Source organism: Microcoleus sp. AT3-A2, assembly GCF_036705685.1.
In the GTDB taxonomy this organism is placed as follows: domain Bacteria; phylum Cyanobacteriota; class Cyanobacteriia; order Cyanobacteriales; family Microcoleaceae; genus Microcoleus.
Window position 1 is genome coordinate 57,376 of sequence record NZ_JAUBVF010000023.1, and the last position, 19,337, is coordinate 76,712.

At 46.3% G+C, this 19,337-nt stretch carries 12 protein-coding genes; 3 read left to right on the forward strand and 9 right to left on the reverse strand.

The annotated features are described in order from the left end of the window. Positions 1-221: 221 nt before the first annotated feature. Together QUB37_RS15140 and QUB37_RS15145 are read right to left on the reverse strand one after the other, a co-directional pair. Positions 222-5,678 (reverse strand): WD40 domain-containing protein, encoded by a 5,457-nt coding sequence (locus QUB37_RS15140; RefSeq protein ID WP_333163287.1) that lies wholly within the window; start codon positions 5,676-5,678, stop codon positions 222-224. 683 nt (positions 5,679-6,361) lie between these two features. After that, positions 6,362-7,693, reverse strand: coding sequence for an ATP-binding protein (locus QUB37_RS15145; protein ID WP_333163289.1), 1,332 nt, complete (start codon positions 7,691-7,693; stop codon positions 6,362-6,364). A gap of 338 nt (positions 7,694-8,031) precedes the next feature. On the opposite strand from QUB37_RS15145, the gene QUB37_RS15150 reads away from it, so the two are divergent. Together QUB37_RS15150 and ftsZ are read left to right on the forward strand one after the other, a co-directional pair. Next, a complete protein-coding gene (locus QUB37_RS15150) occupies positions 8,032-8,934 on the forward strand; it encodes an FtsQ-type POTRA domain-containing protein (protein WP_333163291.1) in 903 nt (300 codons plus the stop codon). Between the two features lie 335 nt (positions 8,935-9,269). After that, a complete protein-coding gene (gene ftsZ / locus QUB37_RS15155) occupies positions 9,270-10,544 on the forward strand; it encodes a cell division protein FtsZ (protein WP_333163293.1) in 1,275 nt (424 codons plus the stop codon). A gap of 169 nt (positions 10,545-10,713) precedes the next feature. Here the strand turns inward: ftsZ and QUB37_RS15160 are convergent, their stop codons facing one another. Next, a complete protein-coding gene (locus QUB37_RS15160; RefSeq protein WP_333163295.1) occupies positions 10,714-11,493 on the reverse strand; it encodes an MBL fold metallo-hydrolase in 780 nt (259 codons plus the stop codon). A 152-nt stretch (positions 11,494-11,645) separates the two neighbouring features. On the opposite strand from QUB37_RS15160, the gene thiD reads away from it, so the two are divergent. After that, positions 11,646-12,455 (forward strand): bifunctional hydroxymethylpyrimidine kinase/phosphomethylpyrimidine kinase, encoded by an 810-nt coding sequence (gene thiD / locus QUB37_RS15165; RefSeq protein WP_333163297.1) that lies wholly within the window; start codon positions 11,646-11,648, stop codon positions 12,453-12,455. A 75-nt stretch (positions 12,456-12,530) separates the two neighbouring features. Here the strand turns inward: thiD and dndE are convergent, their stop codons facing one another. The 6 genes from dndE to QUB37_RS15195 all read right to left on the reverse strand — a co-directional run bounded on the left by dndE (position 12,531) and on the right by QUB37_RS15195 (position 19,180). After that, positions 12,531-12,932 (reverse strand): DNA sulfur modification protein DndE, encoded by a 402-nt coding sequence (gene dndE, locus QUB37_RS15170; protein ID WP_333163299.1) that lies wholly within the window; start codon positions 12,930-12,932, stop codon positions 12,531-12,533. Positions 12,933-13,013: 81 nt separating this feature from the next. Next, positions 13,014-13,403, reverse strand: a complete 390-nt coding sequence (locus QUB37_RS15175; protein WP_333040677.1) for a GxxExxY protein — start codon at positions 13,401-13,403, stop codon at positions 13,014-13,016. Positions 13,404-13,513: 110 nt separating this feature from the next. Then, positions 13,514-15,511 carry a DNA sulfur modification protein DndD gene (gene dndD / locus QUB37_RS15180; RefSeq protein ID WP_333163301.1) on the reverse strand — a complete coding sequence of 666 codons (1,998 nt, stop codon included), beginning with the start codon at positions 15,509-15,511 and terminating at the stop codon, positions 13,514-13,516. Positions 15,512-15,776: 265 nt separating this feature from the next. Beyond that, positions 15,777-16,340, reverse strand: coding sequence for a GxxExxY protein (locus QUB37_RS15185; protein ID WP_333163303.1), 564 nt, complete (start codon positions 16,338-16,340; stop codon positions 15,777-15,779). Between the two features lie 130 nt (positions 16,341-16,470). After that, positions 16,471-18,189: a DNA phosphorothioation system sulfurtransferase DndC gene (dndC, locus tag QUB37_RS15190; RefSeq protein WP_333163305.1), complete on the reverse strand. Its 1,719-nt coding sequence runs from the start codon at positions 18,187-18,189 to the stop codon at positions 16,471-16,473. Between the two features lie 22 nt (positions 18,190-18,211). Continuing rightward, positions 18,212-19,180, reverse strand: coding sequence for an HNH endonuclease (locus QUB37_RS15195; protein WP_333163307.1), 969 nt, complete (start codon positions 19,178-19,180; stop codon positions 18,212-18,214). Positions 19,181-19,337: the final 157 nt, after the last annotated feature.

Genomic DNA, 19,337 nt, shown 5'->3' on the forward strand with positions numbered 1-19,337 from the left:
CAAAGGATAAGAGAAAACTCATTTTTCTTTACAATTATTTACTTTACAGGAAGCCGAGAGCAAGGGGAAAGAAAAAATAGTTTTTGAGAAAGGGGGAGGCGGAGGGGGTGGAGGGAGAGAGGGGGAAGGGGGGAGAAATTAGCGATCGACGAGCTCCTCAAGGGGGTGAGTAACATCTAAAATCGACTGAATCCCCCAATCTAAAATCTAAAATCGAAAGTCTAAAATGGATTTGGTTTTGCCCCAACCCCCTCACAGAGACGCCGATCGCGATCGCTCACATTAGGATTAGTTCTCAGATAATCCCCCACCCAGTCACAGCCCCTCACCAGCAAATCGTCAAGATCCAAATTCCACAAAATCACCCGATTATCCCGGCCCGCAGAAGCCAGAACCTTCCCATCCGGGCTAAAATTCACACTCATCACGCTATCCTTGTGACCCGTCAAAGTTTTCAGCAAAGTCCCGCTGCGGCTCCACAGTTTCACCTTATGATCGTAACTGCCCGAAGCAACCAACAAACCATCCGGGCTAAAAGCAACGCTAGTCACGCTGTCGCTAGAACCCTTCAGCAGCGTCGCCACCAAAGTCCCATCTACCTTCCACAATTTCACCGAATTGTCGTAACCAGCCGAAGCCAGCATTTTGCCATCAGGGCTAAAAGCAACCCCCAACACAAAACTGTTGTGAGCTCCTTCAAAAGTTCTTAGCAAACGACCGTCGCGATTCCAGAGTTTGAGAGTACCATCATCGCTTGCAGAAGCCAGCATCGAGCCGTCGGGACTGAAAGTCACCCCAGTCACCCAGCCTGTGTGTCCCGTCAAAGTCTTAATCAACCTGCCGTTTCTAGTCCAGAGTTTCACAGTCTTATCCTTGCTAGCCGAAGCCAGAACCTCGCTGTCGGGGCTAAAACTCACGCTCATCACGCTGTCGGCGTGGCCGTCGAGAGTGAACAGCACAGAAGGCGAACACGGGAATAGCGGAGCCGAAGGACAAGGGAGAATATTATTCATGCCATCTTCTCTCAAACTCCATACCTTCACCGTTTTGTCGTAACTCCCAGAAGCAAGTAGCTGGCCGTCGGGGCTGAAACTGACGCTGGCGACTCTCTGAGTGTGTCCTTCCAAGGTTTCCAGCAAAACCCCCGTGCGGCTCCAGAGTTTGATAGTGTTGTCCGTAGAAGCAGAAGCCAGCCTTTGGCCGTCGGGGCTAAAAGTAACGCCTTGCACCCGGTTTTGGTGTCCGTCGAGAGTTTTGAGCGGCACGTCATCGAGTCGCCACAGCCTGATAGTTTTGTCAAAACTTGCCGAAGCCAAGGTTTTGCCTTCCGGGCTAAAACTCACCTGAGTAACTCGATCGGCGTGTCCCTCAAAAGTTCTCAGTAAGCGACTCTCTGGTTTAATGCTGCTAGCATCGGTTGGGCGTTTGTCGCCAACACCAGCAAGACTCCAGAGTTTGACAGTCCCGTCTGCACTTCCAGAAGCAAGTGTTTGACCGTCGGGAGAGAAACTGACACCAAATACCCACTTGCTGTGTCCCCGCAAAGTTGTTAGCAGTTCACCTTTTTTGGCTTGTGTGGAATTTTCTGTTGGTGGGCGTTTGAGTGCAGCGATGCTCCAGATTTTCACCGTTTTATCTTCACCCGCACTGGCGATCGTTTCACCATCGGGCGAGAAACTGACGGTGTAAATTTTCGAGGGTTGTCTGTTTTCGCTGTGCCATAAATTAGCGATTAACCGGCCGTCAGAACTCCACAGTTTCACAGTACCGTCATCGCTCGCCACAGCGATTATTTTGCCGTCGCGGCTGAAGCTTAGCCAATTTACGGGAGCAAATTGTTCGATCGTTCGCAGCAGCGTGCCGTCGGTTTTCCAAAGTTTGATAGTTTTATCTGTAGATCCACTGGCGATCGTTTGACCGTCAGAACTAAAAGCAACGCTGGTAACGCTATTAGTATGACCTTTGAAAGTAGCCAGCAAACTGCCGTCAGTTTGCCAAATCTTGACAGTTTTATCTAAACTTGCCGAGGCTATGGTTTTGTTGTCGGGACTGAACGCGACACAGGAGACGCTGTTAGTGTGGTCTTTGAAAGTAGCCAACAAACTGCCGTCGCGCCGCCAAAGTTTGACGGTTTTATCTACACTGGAAGAAGCTATTGTTTCGCCGTCTGGACTGAAGCTAAGGCCCCAAACTACATCGCCGTGTCCTTCCAAGCGGTTGCGTTCTTTGACTCCATAAACTGCCTGCTGGAGGGCAGCCGAAATCAAAATCTCGGTGTCTTTGAGAGTATACATTTGTTGGGAGTGTTCGATCTGTTTCCACTTTTTACCAGCTCTCAAACTTTCCATCATGGCGTCAAATTTGTTATTTGAGAAATAAAGTGCTTCAGAAGCTGCTGTCAGGGTACTGATTTCAGCTCGCTGAGTTTGAGCGACAGCTAGCTGTTTTTGACCAACTGCCCGCCACCAAAAATTTACGGCGGCGATGGTGGAACTGGTTAGCAGCATGACGCCGATCACTGCTACTCCCAGCAGTTGTTTGAGAAAAGTATTGGCTCGGTAGAGCTGTGCTTGACTCATTTTTTTGTCTGCTTCTGCTTTGTGGAGTCTGGCTTCTAAGCCGAATCTTTGGCGGATTGGTCGCACTAAATAGTCGTGTACCAATTGATAGCGATCTTCGGGCGCTTCCCGTAGCAGAAATAGCAAACCGTGACCAACTAAAATGTCTAAAATTAAGTCGAGGTTGTCGGTTTTCTTTTGTCGGCTTTCAGGGTCTTTTGCGAACTGTCGCTGTAGGGAAATTCTGTTTCTGCTGGCCGATAATTCAGTTTCGCGGGCATCGGCTGGCTGCGGGCCTGTAACTAACGAGAGTTCGTGTTTGGTTTTTATCAGGCGAACGCCTCTTTCATCTGTCAAGGAAAACAAGATTTTCCAAGCTGCGTCTTCGTTAACCAGGCCACAGTCAGAGATAACTCTTTCGAGCGATCGTTTCACTAATTCCGCTTTAGGATTGTCCCCCAATTGCTGGTATTGTGCTAGACTGGTAATACCTTCTTCTTGCAGTTGCGCTCCTACTACCTGCAATTCGATTGGTCGCACTTCTTGCAGTTCGTCTGCTAAATCTTCTACGAAAGCATCGATCAGTGCTGGCTCTAAATAAAATTCCGCCCGTTCGGTTAAGTGTCCTATGACAGCCCGCGCGTCTTTGATAGAAAAACTCCGCAGTTGGTAGCGGATACTTTTGTCGAGAATATTATTATTAATAGCATCAAGATTTGGGAAGCGATCGCAATCTAGTAAGTAGTGCAAATAATCTTCGCGCAAGCACAGAATTATCTTGACATAAGGCAAGTTCAAAAACAACCGTAAAAAATTATAAAAAAGTTGTCTTTGTGCCACAGAAGTCGAAACAAAGAAAAACTCTTCAAATTGATCGAAAATCAGCACAGTCAACAAATTATTTGTGGCATTCTCGCGCAACTGCTCTATAATAAAAGAAGAGACTTCCGAGCTGCGAGCAGGAATAACCGAGCAACTTCTTTTGTGGATTTCCTGTACTCCTTTCGAGATTAATTTACTTTCCTCTTCGGCTTGTTTGTCGTACAGTGCGCTGTTCAAAGCATTTTCTAACTCCACCAGCCAGTCGGTGTAAACTTTGACTACTACGGGCAATGTATCCCGCGCGCCCGGAGTAATATTTTTCAAAGCTGGTACTAAGCCGGCATTGACTAGAGAACTTTTCCCGACTCCGCTGGGCCCGTGAATAATAGTTAATTTATGGTCGTCCCTGCTAATTCTTTCTAGCAAGCTATTGATATCTGTTTGGCGCGAGTAAGCTGTCATGGACGCTGCGATGGCAGCTTGATTTTGAGCTGAGGGGCCTGAAGGATTGACCGCTTGGCGCTGCTGCTGCAATTGGCTGGCTCCGATAAAAGCTCTAAATCCGTATTGATATTCGATCGACCGCTGGGTTTTTTTAATCCGAAACGCTTTAAGATACTCTCCCTGCTCGAAATAAACCGCTTGCAGTTCCGTCAAAATATCGATGTAAAGTCGGGGGTCGTACTTCGGCTCGCTTTGAGATTGAGCCAACTCCAAAGAATGAACCGCCGCTTCCCACTGCCCTAGCTGTCGCAAACTTCGCGCTAAAAGTAAAAGATACGAACTCCTGTCGGATTTAGGATGTTGGATTTTAGATTTGGGTTCGTTACTTGACTCGTTAGTACCCAGAAATTCTGGATAATTTCCCTCAAACCCCAATCTCAAATCTTCAATCAGCAATCTCAAATCATTAGGCGTTTGATCCAAAATCGCCAAAGCCAACTCGGCTAGCTGGCGGGCTTGACTCCACCTCGACTGTTGCAGGGCAACTTCAGCCAAAAAGCCGTAATCTTGAGCTAGTTGGCTGGGAGTACCGTAAGTGAAGTGCAACTGCAAAGAATTTTCAGCTAATGCTTGCAACTCTCCCCAAGCTTTCAGGCGCTGCAGCACTTCTCCGAGGTGTGCTGTCACCTCAGCTACCAATTCCGGGCGTGAGGCAAGGGAGAAAGCATTTCTAGATTGTTCCAGGCTAATCCAAGCTTCTTCCCAGTGCTGGCGGTTGGCAACCGGGTTTCTGGCTGCTTGCAAGCGGTGACACAGGGCTATGTGAAACAGCACTATGCCTTCTCTCTCTAAAAATAAAATTTTGGGGACAGGATTCGACAAGGAGGAGTCGGAATGTTCCAAGTTTGCCAGTTCCCAGTTGCCCGTTTTCTGCTGCCAAAATACTAAACTTTCTTGGTAGTGAATTAAGGCTGTTTCGGTTTGGTCGCTGACATAGTAATCTCGACCGAGAACGAATTGCAGGCTGGCTTTGAGGGCGGGTTCTAATTCTTCACCGCGATTTTGTAAATCTCTTAAAGCTAATTCGAGTTCTCGGCGTGGCAAAGAGCCGATCGCCAAATCGAAGGTATTGCCCGGACTCAACGGCGAATACGAGTGGAGATCTGATTGTCCTCGGTTTTGGGGTTGAGATTTAAAAGTTAGAAAGCGTTCTCCCGGGATCATTTCGCGCTCCAGGCCGCGTTTTTCGCAGGGGGTTTCGCAGGTCTCACAATTAGCGAGGGTGCTGACGTTGCTGCTGGCGAGTTCTTGATTGAGTTCGCCTATTTTAAATATAGTATCTGCCCGCTTAGCGAGGAAATTAATTAATTCGTCAACGCCCATTTCAAATTTAATTGTGGCGGCAGCCCAACTTTTGAAATCCGGGGCCAGACGAATCATTTTGGTCACGATGTCATCTGTTACCCACAAAATGACTGGGCAAGAAAAATTTTTGCGAAATTCGTCTCGTACTTGATTGGTAGAAGCCATCAGTTCGTCGATCGCTACTACTGTTTCTAAACCGAATACCATCAAAGCCGAGGTGGCACCGACAGGCGAGTACCCCTCCTGGAAAGTGCTTGCCTGCAGAGTAGTATAAAGGGTTTTGACTGAAGCTGGCAGGACGATATCTTGAATTGGAACTGGGGACACTTCTCGCAACCGCTGCGCTATTTGCTGTCGCAACTGCTCGTAGTTGCAGCGCACCAAAATTAGCGAGAATTGGTGTTGAGACATTGTGATGGATCTGACCAGAGTTTTGAGCGATCGCTCGTTGTAGTTGGCAGTTTCTTGTACCTTAATTAGATCGGTCATGCGTGCACCTCTTTTGCATTAATCAATTACCGAACGCTCGCCAATCGTGAGTGAAAGCGTCTCTACTTAGACATCACCGTCTCTGTCGGGCGCTTTATCTCTGTATAAATACGTAGTTTTCCGTACTTGTCCTATCAATACTTACATAGTTATTAGAGCCAATGTAAAGATATCATACCTCTCAATCTCAGAGAATGCTAGACTTGCGAATAAAAATTTAAGGTTGTCTTAGATTTTTTGATTCAGCTATATATAAAGGACTACAGATCATAAATAGCCAACCGCTAAATCTATGCTCATCGCGACTACTAGCTATTAGTAAACAACTTCGATATATCTGTAGCAGGCATTTAGCACAACAGCAACAAAAAATGTCGTCCGGGATGGGATTATGTGAAATTAAGAGCAACAGGTAAAAACAGACATAGGGGGTCTGACATTGCAGATATGAGAGTTGAGAGTGACCAACGTCCTTAGTGGCGGCAAAGTTTTACACGACAATAACATTCACCGCCTATAGCCAGCATTCAACAGAAATTAGCCAGTGGCAAAAACCACTGACTGATTTATGTATTGGATGGTAAAATTTCGGAGTTGTGAGCGAGGAATTTTCAGTTAAATACTTTCTAAGTCCCTCGTGGTTAAGGGTTATTAGAGTCGCGAAGCTATCTCAAAAATCCCAACTATTTTGCTTCAGTGCGCTGCAGCCACTCCTTATATTTTCTGGTTTCGGCTAGGGCTGGATTAATCCCAAACCAACGACCTTCTTGATCGCGGTATTCAAAGACAAACATACTTCGCAACAAGATTTGAGACTCTTCTTCGCCGGTTACACTTTGTCGGTTGACGACTTGAAACAGCAATTCCCATTCCATGTCATTGATGGCTCCCAAAAGGTCATCGCGATATTCTTGAATGACGCTTTCGAGGCATTCGCGAGAGAAGGGAGGGTCTTCGTGCTGCAAACAGCTATACAAAAGCATCAGTAGATTGCGAACGTGACCGCCACTAATCCGACAAAGCCGGTCTAAAGTTTCGGGAGAGTCAAACACCTGGGAAATCAAATCAATGCGTTGATGGGGAGAAACTGCGGGGAAAGCTCTAGCTAATACTAGCTGGCGCAGCAGTGCCATTCCTTCAATGTGGTCGTCGCCCGATCGCACTTGCACTGGTACCATCGGCATCACCTTGGGCTTGACTCCAAATCGACTGGCGAGGCGGCCGAAGTCGTTGGAAAAAATCAAAGTCAGGGGAATCGTGTAGACGACATGGCAACTGAGTTTTTTCAACTGTTCGCCGCGGTCTAAAAACAAGTATTCTGGCTGGGTGCGTCCGCTGGGTTTGAGGGAGGCATCGAGGCGATCGAGGTTGTCAACGATGACTGCGAGCCCTTTTTTGCCTTGGTGCTTTAGTTCAGCGTTAGCTTTGTTGAGGAGTTCTTCGTTGATGGACTGCAAGATGCTGTTGGTGCGGGGTTCGAGATATTGCCTAAGTTGCGATCGCAGTTTGGGAGAGTCTTTAGTTTTAGCAGTAACTCTAGCAATGCCTATAGATAACTCGGCTTCCGCTGACAAATCTATGGGAGTCTGCAAAAACTCTGCCACTTCTGCAAACAGATTTGTAAAATAGCTCGGTCTGAGTTTGATTCTAGCGGATTCCATAGTTTCGCTGACTTGGCGCGCAATGCTCAGCAAAATATCGCTGATATCTACATCACCCATGTCTAAGTCTTGGGAAGACTCGAAGTAGACGACGCAAAAACCCTCTTGCTCTAACTCAGCTTTCAGTCGAAACAATTCCGTAGATTTGCCACAGCCGATATGTCCTGTAAATAGTTGACAGGTTGGCTCGTTGGGGGAGATGCGGGTAATGGTTCGCTGTAAAGATTCAATGATTTTACCGCCACGCACGGAACCAAAATCAATGTAGTATTGATAATCCCCTGGGTCTCCCGCAACAAGGGTCTTGCTGGGGTTGCAGGCTTTATAGAATCTGTCTAATTCGAGTGCGATCACAATTGAAGCCGAATAAAAGTTAAAAAAGTTAATCGAAAGTCTAAACTTTCTTTGCCTGAGTTTAGTTTGATTTGTAACCTTTTGCACTGTGGGGTAATGCCCTAAATACCCAAAGAACCTTGAGCTGGTAAGGGGTTTTCCCGGCGCGGGAATTGGGAATTCTTAATTAAAATTTTTTAATTACCTAGCGGACTCAGTGATATTACTGATCTTGACCGGAGTCTGGGTAAATTTGCGGGGATCTGGTTAAATGGTAGGGGAAAACAGGGATCAAGAGACAGAGATTAAACAGTTTTGAATTTGTGCTAATCCTTAATTACTATATTGTCAAGACGTAGATGGCTAGTTTTGGAGCGGTTTCTCAAACAGAGTTAGGGCGCAGGCGCCAAAAGTTGCGGCAGCAGAGACGCGCTCGATTGGCGGCTGTTGTGTGGCAAATGCTGGCAGCTAGCGCAATGGCTGGGGGTTTGCTGTGGTGGATTGCTCAGCCGGCTTGGTTAATTGCCCGATCGGAACAAGTGAAGGTGGAGGGCAATCAGTGGCTATCGGATAAGGCGGTGCGGTCTTTGGTGCCGCTGTCTTACCCGCAGTCATTGTGGGGGATTCAACCGCAGGCCCTGGCCGAAAAGCTGGAGTCAACGGGGCCCATCGCCAAAGCGAAGGTGACTCGTAACTTGTTTCCGCCGAGTTTGACTATAGAAGTGGCAGAACGCCTGCCGGTGGCCGTGGCGCAGCCGACGGCGGTGTTGAGATCGAACAGTGAGAAGGAAAAAGTGGGGTGGCTGGATGCTCGCGGAGGTTGGATGCCGTCGGATAGTTATACTGCTGTACGATCGCAGAATAGTTCGATCGGGCCCGGCAGCATTCCGGGAACACAGCCTCAGCGTTCTTTGCCGACTTTAAAAGTCATCGGGCCTTTGGAACAGTATCGCGCCTCTTGGCAGAAGTTTTACCAAGGACTCAGCGGCTTGACGGTGAAAGTGTTTGAGATTAATTGGCAAAACCCGAACAACTTGATCTTGAAAACAGAGATCGGTACCGTACACTTAGGGCCCTACAGTTCCAAGACTGCGGAGCAACTTAAGGTTTTAGACCGAATGCGACAATTGCCAAAACAGCTAGATTCAAGCAAAATAGCCTACATTGACTTGAAAAATCCTGCTTCGCCGATCGTCCATTTGCCAGAACTCCCCCCCAGTTTGGAGAGTTCCACTCCCGCACCCACTCGCGCCCAGAATTGATTTTCTGTCAACAGAAGCTAGAAGGTATCGATCGATAGGCAGAATTGTTGCCCACCAGGATCGATACGCAGGGCTTCAAATCAGCACAGTTTTTGGATAGCGCTCCGCGTCTGGGGCTAGTATCCATTTTTTTTCCTTCTGCCTTGCTTACAATTGCCTTAATCCGGTCAAGTACCTGGAGGGCGTCAAGCGAGGTCTCGGCTAGCGAGGCCGGCAAAATCCGAGATTGCTAACATTAAGCATCGATCAGTGTTAGTTTTTCACGCAACTTAGCCTATAGTTGATTGTGAATTGGCGTTTAGTTAAAAAGCTGTAATCTACTATCCCCGACTCTAATGAAGCTTAATAATAGACAGGGGTCTGACCAAGACAGTCCCCCTTCGGAAGAAGTAAAAAATTTTCCGGTGGCTGCAGATTCCGCCAATCCCTTTAGACGCAAGTCTGGTTATGTAAATGTAGATAGTATTGATATCGATCCTATGGTCAATCCCAAAGACATAATGCCCAGCAGTGCTGCCAAAATCAAAGTAATTGGCGTCGGCGGCGGTGGGGGCAACGCCGTTAACCGGATGATTGCCAGCGAGGTTTCTGGTGTCGAGTTTTGGTGTGTGAATACAGATTCCCAAGCTCTGGTTCTCTCAAATGCTCCGAAACGCTTGCAAGTCGGACAGAAGTTGACGCGCGGTTTGGGGGCAGGGGGCAATCCGGCGATTGGTCAAAAGGCTGCGGAGGAATCTCGCGACGAGGTTGCTAATGCTCTGAATCATGCGGATTTGGTATTTATCACAGCCGGCATGGGCGGCGGTACGGGCACGGGCGCGGCTCCGATTGTGGCTGAGGTGGCTAAGGAAATGGGCGCCTTGACTGTGGGCATAGTGACGCGGCCTTTTACGTTTGAGGGACGGCGACGCACCAGCCAAGCTGAGGAAGGAATCGCGGCTTTGCAAACGCGCGTGGATACGCTGATCGTAATTCCTAACGACAAGCTGCTGTCTGTGATTTCGGAACAAATGCCGGTACAAGAGGCTTTTCGAGTTGCTGATGATATCCTGCGCCAAGGGGTTCAGGGTATTTCTGACATTATTACTATTCCCGGTTTGGTGAATGTTGACTTTGCTGACGTGCGGGCAGTAATGGCTGATGCGGGTTCGGCTTTGATGGGCATCGGTGTGGGTTCTGGCAAGTCGCGGGCTAGGGAGGCTGCGATGCAGGCTATTTCTTCGCCTCTGCTGGAAGCTTCGTCTATTGAGGGCGCTAGAGGTGTGGTGTTTAACATCACTGGCGGTACTGACATGACGCTGCACGAGGTGAATGCGGCGGCTGAGACGATTTACGAGGTTGTCGATCCGAATGCCAATATTATTTTTGGAGCGGTGATTGACGAGCGGCTTCAGGGCGAAATTAAGATTACTGTGATCGCTACTGGTTTTTCGGGAGAAATTCCGGCGCCTCCGACTCCGGGGCGGACGCAAAATGTTAATGCTCCTTGGCGGGCTGCAACTGCGCCGACAACTCCTGCTCAACAGACGCCTGATCCGAAAGCGAAACCGCCGCAGGATTTGGGATTGGATATTCCTGAGTTTTTGCGTAACCGTCGCCCACCAAGATGATTTTAGATTTTAGATTTTAGATTGGGGATTTTGGGATTTTAGATTGGGGATTTTGGATTTTAGATTGGGGATTTGGCATTGAATCTCCAATCTCCCATCTAAAAAATCGAAAATATCGAGCATCTAAAATCTAAAATCTAAAAAATCTAAAATCTAAAATCTAAAAAATCTAAAATCTAAAATCTAAAATTTCCAGGGTTTGGCCTGGTTCGGGTTCGAGGAGTTGGGTGGAGAGGCCGGATTTTGCTAGTAAATCGCGAAATTCGGGAATGCTGCCGATCGATCGCACTAACATTGGTAAAATGCCTGTGGCTCGGATGTCTCCCGTCGCTGTAGGCAGAAAAAACCGAGGTTTCAGTGTTTGGGCGAGGCGGAGGGCTTCCGAAGGGCCTATGATGACTTGTCCGAGGAATGGGAAGATTTGACCGATGACTGGGGCGATCGCTACGTCTACTGTGTCTATTTTCTGTTTAACTTTGTCTAATGGTGGCAGGTGCGGTTCGTAATAAAGTGTCTCGCCACTGCTTAAATCTTTGAGCAAATAGCCGTTTTCTTCCTGTCCCGGCCCGATTTCGGCTCCGGGTACGGCGGTAATTTGTAACTTTTCTTTAAAATTTAACTCTTGCCAATTTGCTAAAGATGTGATATTGGTGTAGCCTAAACTTCTGAGGACTTTGGTGGCGGTGGGTGAGGCGATCGCGGGAATTGTGCGATCGAGCTGTTCGAGTGTTGGTCTGTGACAGTGGTCGTCTAATCCTTGGGAAATCAGGATGAGGTCGATCGGCGGTAAGGTGCTGGGAGTGAAGGTGACGGGGGTGTTGTGGTAGGCGGTGAACAGCCAGGGTTGACCGTAAAATACGAGGGGATCGACCAGCCAGGGATCGACGAGGATGGTTTGGCCGGCGATGTGGAAGATCCAAGAGTTGAGGTCGATTCGGGTGATTTTCACAGTTGTTTGCAATAATTCTTTACATTTGTTTTAATCATAGCTAATTTTGTTTGGGAATTTTAACCGCAGATGAGGGCGGATGAGCGCTGATGAACGCGGATAAGATGGGATTTGTCTGGAGAAAATTGGCGTTTATCTGCGGTTGAAATAAGATGATTAAATCGAAGATTCCTGTGGCTTTGACTGTGGCGGGTTCTGATAGTGGCGGCGGGGCCGGAATTCAGGCGGATTTGCGGACTTTTGCGTTTCACTGCGTGCACGGTACGAGTGCTTTGACTTGCGTGACGGCTCAAAATACTTTGGGGGTGATGCGAGTTGATGCTTTGTCTGCGGAGGCTGTGGCGGCTCAAATTGAGGCGGTGGTTGGGGATATTGGGGTGCACGCTGTGAAAACTGGGATGCTGCTGAATCGGGAAATTATGGTGGCGGTGGCTTCACAGGTGGAAGCTTTGGGAATAGGGAATTTGGTTGTCGATCCGGTGATGGTTTCACGATCTGGCGATCGATTGATTGATGAGGGGGCGATCGCATTTTTGCGGGATGTTTTGATTCCAATGGCTGCTGTCGTGACTCCGAATCGGTTTGAGGCTCAGATTTTGAGCGGTTTAGAGATTGTTTCTCTAGACGATATGCGATCGGCGGCGCAGCAGATTTACCGTTTGGGCGCAAAAGCTGTTTTGGTGAAGGGCGGCGGGATGAAGGGGGATTTGCGGGGAATTGATGTTTGGTTTGATGGTACGCGGTTGGATGTGTTGAAGACTGAGACTGTTGATACTGGGAATACTCACGGGACTGGTTGTACTTTGAGTGCTGCGATCGCTGCTAATTTGGCTTTGGGGAAAGATTTGTTTACAGCGGTAACATTGGCTAAGGATTATGTGACTACTGCTCTCAAATATGCTTTGGATATTGGGGAAGGTCAAGGCCCAGTAGGGCATTTTTTCCCCCTGTTACTCAAGTAGGAAGTTATTTGTTACTTGTTATTTGTTTGGGGCTGCTTAACAGTCAACAGCCAACAGTCAACAGTCAACAAACCGTTAATTTCTTAATTTCTCAGGCGATAAAGAGATCGCCACCAAGTCTTCGATTTTCTTAATATTCGGATCGCCGGCCAAATAACCAATCCCTCGGTGCAAGTGCAGGCGAAACTGTTTGGCTAGAGTTTCTTTTTCTGTGCCTAAATTATCTTGGTGACAGCGCTGCTTGAGGGCAATTATCAGGATATCGGCCATGTCACCGCCGAAGACATCCCAGCTTAATTCGACGTTGCTGTCGCTGGGAATTGGTACTGGGGATGGGATGCTGGGCTCGGCGAGCGATCGGCAAAATCCCCACCTGCATAGAATATTCCACTGATCGATTTTGGTCGATCGTTTCAGTTTTGATAGTTGGTCTTTTCCTGTTTGGGAGAGGCGGATGCGATCGACTGGTGGTTCCATAGGTTGATAATTTTTTAACCGCAGATGAGGGCAGATGAACACGGATGAACGCAGATAATAGCATGAGATTGTATCTGCGGTTTAGAAATTATTGACTATTCGTTGAATTTCTACTTTAGGGTTGCCGAAGTTGATGAGCAAGCAGACGGTTAGTTTGGTAGCTTTTATGACATTTAGACACTGTGCCATTTCTCTTTCCCCCAGTGATTTGATAGCTTTGAGTTCTACAAGCACGGATCTTTCCACCAACACATCTGGTACGAATTTCCCAACGATTATATCTTCATAATGGACATAAATGACAAACTGAGGTTCAACCAGCATCCCTGTTTTGCGAAGTTCATAAACCAAAGAATTCTGATAAACTTGCTCCAAAAATCCACAACCTAAAGTATTTCCTACCTTAAAAGCACAACCAATAATTTTTTCCGTAATCCCATTCAATTCCAATCTGCGTTCATCCGTGTTCATCTGCCCTCATCTGCGGTTAAAAACATCCCACATCCAAAACCCTACCAAAAATCCCCATGCCATCCAATCCAATCTGCGTTCATCCGTGTTCATCTGCCCTCATCTGCGGTTCATTCCCAGAAGTAACCTTTTTCGACGGTGGTTTGGTGTTTGGCCGAGTCGTATTTGAGGAGGTAGCTGTGGGCGATCGCCTCTAATTCTTGGAGTTTTTCGTATTCTACTTTTCTAATTTCCGTGTCGGTAGAAAGCAGGATGACTTGGTGGCTGGCTGAGGGGAAATAGCGTTCCACTAGGTTGTTTCTGTGGGAGGAGTCGAGGCGGCCCAAGGGAGTGTCGATCGTTACTGGCAATTGTCTCCCGGATACTCTAGCCAATCCCCACAAAAAGGCGATCGCCAGCAATTGTTTTTCCCCGGCTGAAAGTCGGTGTTTGGGTACCGGTTTGCCTTCTGGATCGTAAATGGAGAGGCTAAATGTTTGAGTGTCGATCGCAACTCTGTGCACGAGGTCGGTTTTGTGCAACAGATAGCGGAAACAGTCGGTAATTTCTATTTCGAGTTTGTTGAGTTTTTTGACGGTGAGTTTTTCTTTAAAGAGTTTCAGGGTGGCTTGGGCTTTGGCGATCGAAGCGATGACGTGTTGGCTGTTTCTGATCGTGATGTATTCGCTGCTGTAGTTTTCTAGTTCTTTTTGGTTTTTGGCTAATTCTCTCTCTAATTCATCGACGCGGCGGTTGGCTGATTCGCAGGCGGCGGCTGCGATAGCGACTGCTTTTTGGGCTTTCCTGACTTCTTCTTCTAGTTTTTCGTAGGCTTCGGGGGAAGCTGCGGCTGCGAGTTGTCTGTCTGTAAAGTCGATTTCTGCTTCGATGCTTTTGATTTCTTCTATTTGGTCGCGGGCTAGAATTTGCTGGGCTTTGATTTGGTAGCTAAGGAGGTTTTCTAGTTGCTGGATGCTGTTGTTATCGGCGTTCATCCAGGGCGGAACGTCTGTTCCCGCTTGCTGTTCGAGTTCTTGGTTTTCTTGGCGGATGAAGTCTTGAATTTTATCTAGCTGTTGGGGATTTAATGAGATTTCCGCGATATAGTTGAGGAGGCGATCGCTTCTTTGTTTGATAACATTTTGGGCAATCTTTGCTTGCTGCTGGCTGGCTTCTGTTTCTGCTTGAATTTTTGCTTCACTTAGCAAGGGCGAAATTAGGGCGAGTGGTAGCGTATTTGATGCCAATTCCATCATGGCTTGCCGGGTTTTGTTTGCCTGATTTCTGTAGTCGTTTAGCTTGCTGTCTAGCTGACTGCGATCGGCGGCAATCTTTCCGCCTTCATAAATAAACTTTTCTGAAGCTTGTTTCTGATTTTTTTGAGCTTTATCTAATTCGTTTTTAAAGCTGGCTTGTTCTTGCTTAGCTAACTCTATTTCATCAGTAATTTTCTTAAAAGTTTGTTCGATTTTCTCTAAAGCAGCCAATTCTTTTTTGCCAGCAATTTCTTTCCGCTTGCGGCCGGCCAATATTTCTAAATCGACGGCGAGGCGTTCTGCTAATTCTAAACCTAAAAGAGATTTAATCGCCCCGACGACAAACTCTGGCGGTGTTTCGAGTTCGGCGAGTTCTTTTACTTGTTCGCCGTCAAACAAAAATAGGTTGGATATTCCGACGGGTAAAAGGGTTTCGATGTATTCGTCCCAGGTGTTAGTAATTGCTTTGTCCGACCACCAATCGCTGACAATTTCGCTGTAGATGAGAATGCTTAGGTTGTCTTTGATATCTAATTTTTTCCAGTATCTAACTATTTTAAATTGAGCTAATTTGTCATCTTGGACTTGTTCAAATGTTAGTTCGACGCGGGTATCTTCTAATGGGGGAGTGTGGCGGTTAACGCATTGATTGAGAAAGTCGCTGTAGCTTAAATTGCCTCTGGTGGAACATTGGGCGCGGCCACCGTAGAGGGCGAGGCGAATGGCGTCCATGAGGGTGGTTTTGCCGCCACCATTCATGCCGCCAAATAAAATAACTGGGCAGGGATTTCCGTCTTTTTCGGGGCGGAGATTGATGGTTTGGGTACCTGCATAGGGGCCGAAGTTTTTGAGGACGAGTTCGAGGAATTGCATTATAGATGTAGATGTTGTTGGTTGGTGGGGGGGCGGTTAGCAACGGATTTTGTAGCGGATTTAACGGATGAGTGGTTAGTTGGTGGTGGTTATTGGCGAGGGATTTCGTAGCGGATTTAACGGATGGGTAGTTGGTGGGGTGGTGGTTAGCAGCGGATTTAACGGATGGGTGGTTGGTGGGGGCGATTAGCAGCGGATTTGGTAATCACCCACTAATCATCCGTTACATCCGTTACAAAATCCGTTGCTAACCGTCCCCCCCTTGCTACCAATCAATCACATCGGTTGAATCTTCCTCTTGGTTCCGGGGCTGAATGCTGGAAGGTAAGGGGAGTTCGGCATCTGTTTCTTCATAGGTTCCTGAACTTCCTCTTGTCCAACCCCTGCCACTTGTTTTCGGCGTCCACAAGTATGGTTGAATGTGTTTCTGCCAACCTTGTACAGATTTTGGTGGGAGGATGCGGTGATATTCTAATTTGCTGCGTCCAAAGTTTATAAATAAACCTACTTGGGCTCCTGTAGCTGCTACGTAAGCTATTATTTGAGCTTTATCTTTATCGGTCATTGGATAATTTACGGCTTTATCCTCTACTACAATACCTTCATTCACCCAATGGTCTAGATAGAGGATTCCCATCCAAACTTCACCGTCGTAAATTTGTCTGGGATACTCCATTTCTGTTGTTAAACCGGATTCTATCATTTCTGCATCAAAGGCTCTTTGGTAATGTTTTTCTCTTAAACCTTTTTGCGTCCTCCGGTGTACTCTCATTGCACAGCCGATGATGCTGTATGTAATATCCTGATGGGGAATATTAGGATTAAGCATGGTCGTAAAAATTTTGTAATTTAAACGATGAGGGTTGGGCAATAATGAGGTTAGTTGACAGCCTATTGTATCCGATCGCTCGGCGGGGTGGCTGTCAACAAGTTTGGGTTTAACCGCAGGCTAGCGCGTGCTAATCGCTAGGTTTTTCCTCTCCTGAATTTGGCGGTGAAAATTTAATATCCGCCCAAGATAGCTGTCTGCTTTGATTGCTGTTGCTTTCGAGTTCTTCTTTAAGTTTGGCAATATCAACGGTATCGTTTTTGGCGGAACTGTTGGTTTGGGCGATCGCATCTTTGAATTGCTGAATGTTTTCCGTCGGATTTGCTTTAATATCTTCCACCGCTTTTTTTAAATTGCGTTGATAGTGGGCGTTGCCAATCGCTTCTTCCTTCGATCGCGAACTGGTTTCAAAGCATTTGTCCAAATCGCCGTAAATGCCTGTACGGCGGGGCTTCGTGTAGTATTGGCGTTCTGTATCCAGGAGTTTTGCCATCAATTCGAGGTGCATTTTATCCTCGCTGCAAATCTCTTCGATCGCAGTCCATTCATCGCTACCGAGGAGTTTTCTTTCAGCGGCGGGACGGGAATCTTCAAAAGGTTCGCCCGTAACTTCTTCGTAAATCCGGGGTAAAGAGTCGTCGAATTCGTGCTTTTCTTCCAGCCAAATGCGGCGGATTTCGCTAAGTTCTTCTGGGGTAATTAAGGTGATGTCGCGCATTTCTAGGGGTGCGGTTTTGCGGATTTGGGTTTGTGCTTCCAAGACTCGTCTCAGCCAGTGTTCTCGCCAGAATTTGGTGTAGGGCCCTGGGATGGGTTCGACGGAGGTTGTGTCGTCGCCCATGTTGCGTTCAAACAGTTCTACTCTACCGTAGATGCGGCGGAAGTCTCTTTTCTCGCGATCGTTTTTAATGTCTAATTCGTTGCGAATATCGAGGAGAGGCTGCATCCATTCTTTTTCCTCATCGTTTTGAATCATTGCCTCCATAGATTTATCTTGGCTTACCATTGTGCAAACCCAGCAGCCAAAGCGAGAACTGCCGCAGCTAGGGGTAGAAGTATCGACAACTAAAGGACATTCATTGTCGGCTGTTGCACCTCGATACATCGTAAATAAATCTTTGTTGCTATTTTCCCAAGGATTAGCCCACTGATTTAGATAAATCCAGACTTCATCAGTTCGCCAATCTTCTATCGGACTATAAATTAGGGAATTAGGCAGACTAGGACTCTGATAAAGCAGAGATTTAATCGAACTAGAATTATTATTTAGACGGTCACTCATGCGACCTATTTCATGTTTCTCCATTGAAACCGCGCGTTTAATGCTTTCAGCTTTGCGAGTACCCAATATCAGAATCACTTCTCCATTGATTCTCACCATATCACGAACAAAGCGATTAGAGGGAAGGATTTTCAGGCGTTCAGTACACCAGCGAAATCCATGTCTCGGTGCTGGGTAGCCTTTTCCCATCAAGTTTACCCAGAAAGTATCTTTGACATCTGGATAAAGCATATAAGGTTCTATTGGTAGCTGTTGCTCTATAGCAGCAGACTTCATCTGTTTTAATGACTGACGTACCCAAGTAGAAACTATCGGGTTTTCTACAAGTGTATCTGTTGTGATTACATAGATTTTTTTTATTCTTTTTTCAGGTGGCAATTCTGCTATCGCATACCAGATAAGCTGCACTACCGTAGTGCTGTCTTTTCCGCCGGAATATCCTAAAACCCAAGGTATATCATCTAAACAATATAACTCTTTAATTTCTTTACTTAATTTTTCTATTTCTGCCACTAACTCACTAACACTACGGGGTGGAAAGAGTGGTATTTTCATTGTTTCTGTCATGTCTTTAACCTCAGTTAGTTAATTAAGCTCTAAATACATTCAGCCGATGCCATTCTAGCGATTCAAGTCTTGGTAAATCTTGGTCTGAAGCCGGCAGGAGAATAGTTTCACTATGAAAATCTTTCATACATCTGGCATTGGGGGATTCCTCTTCTAAGTCATCAGCGACGATAATTCTGTAATTATCATCTATAGCAAACCAACCCTGGTCAAAAGCCCAATGATGATTTTTACACAATGATATCCCATTATTAATTTGATTATCATAAAACTTTGAGAACGGCTTAATATGTGAGCCATCTACAATAGTTTGAGTGAGATTCCTGATGACTTTCAATCGACAAAATGCACACTTGTAATCATAGGTATGTACTACTGCTTTCCTGAAAAAAGCATTTCTAACAGCAGATTTGGTTAAATAAAATTTCGGTTCTGCGTCAGGAATTAATGCTGAGTCTGATAGTTCTCTTTCTGTCTGAGTAACTTTTTCAAAGTCTTGATTAACTTGCAAAATATCTCCAATATCCTCCCTATTTAATGAAAACCATGTCGCAATCAGTGTATCTATTAATTGAGATCTCGAATTTTGGTCTTGAAGTAAATTGAATAATTCATTATCCCAACTACCGTATTCTACAGCTTCTCTTAGCTTGTTAGTGGTCTTAGGCTTTGAACCATTAAATCCCGACTTTAATGTTTTATGCCAGAAACCATCGCCTTCCAAATGCCAAAATGGATAGTGCAAACCACGATCATGAGATTCAGAACCTAAGATATCCCAATATTTATTAAAGGTTTTAATTAAGTCGTCTGAAACATAAATTCTATTATACCTAATTATTCCTTGAGAAATTAAATCGATGATTGACAAGATTAATATTGGCTTATGATTAGCTTGACCACGTTGGCGTGTATTACTTACATTAAGAGCGGCAAAACGTTGTCGATAGTATGCTAGATTCTTATTTTCGGACTCTTCTCCTGTAGTCATTTCCTCATCCCGCTATGATTAAATACAATCCGACCTAAAATTTAACACTTTTTTCAACAAAAAGTTAAGAACCGCAAGGCACAACCATAACGCAGAAACTAGACAATTTAAGCAGTGTCAGCAGACTAAAAAGTAATTTTATAGCCTAAACAGGAGA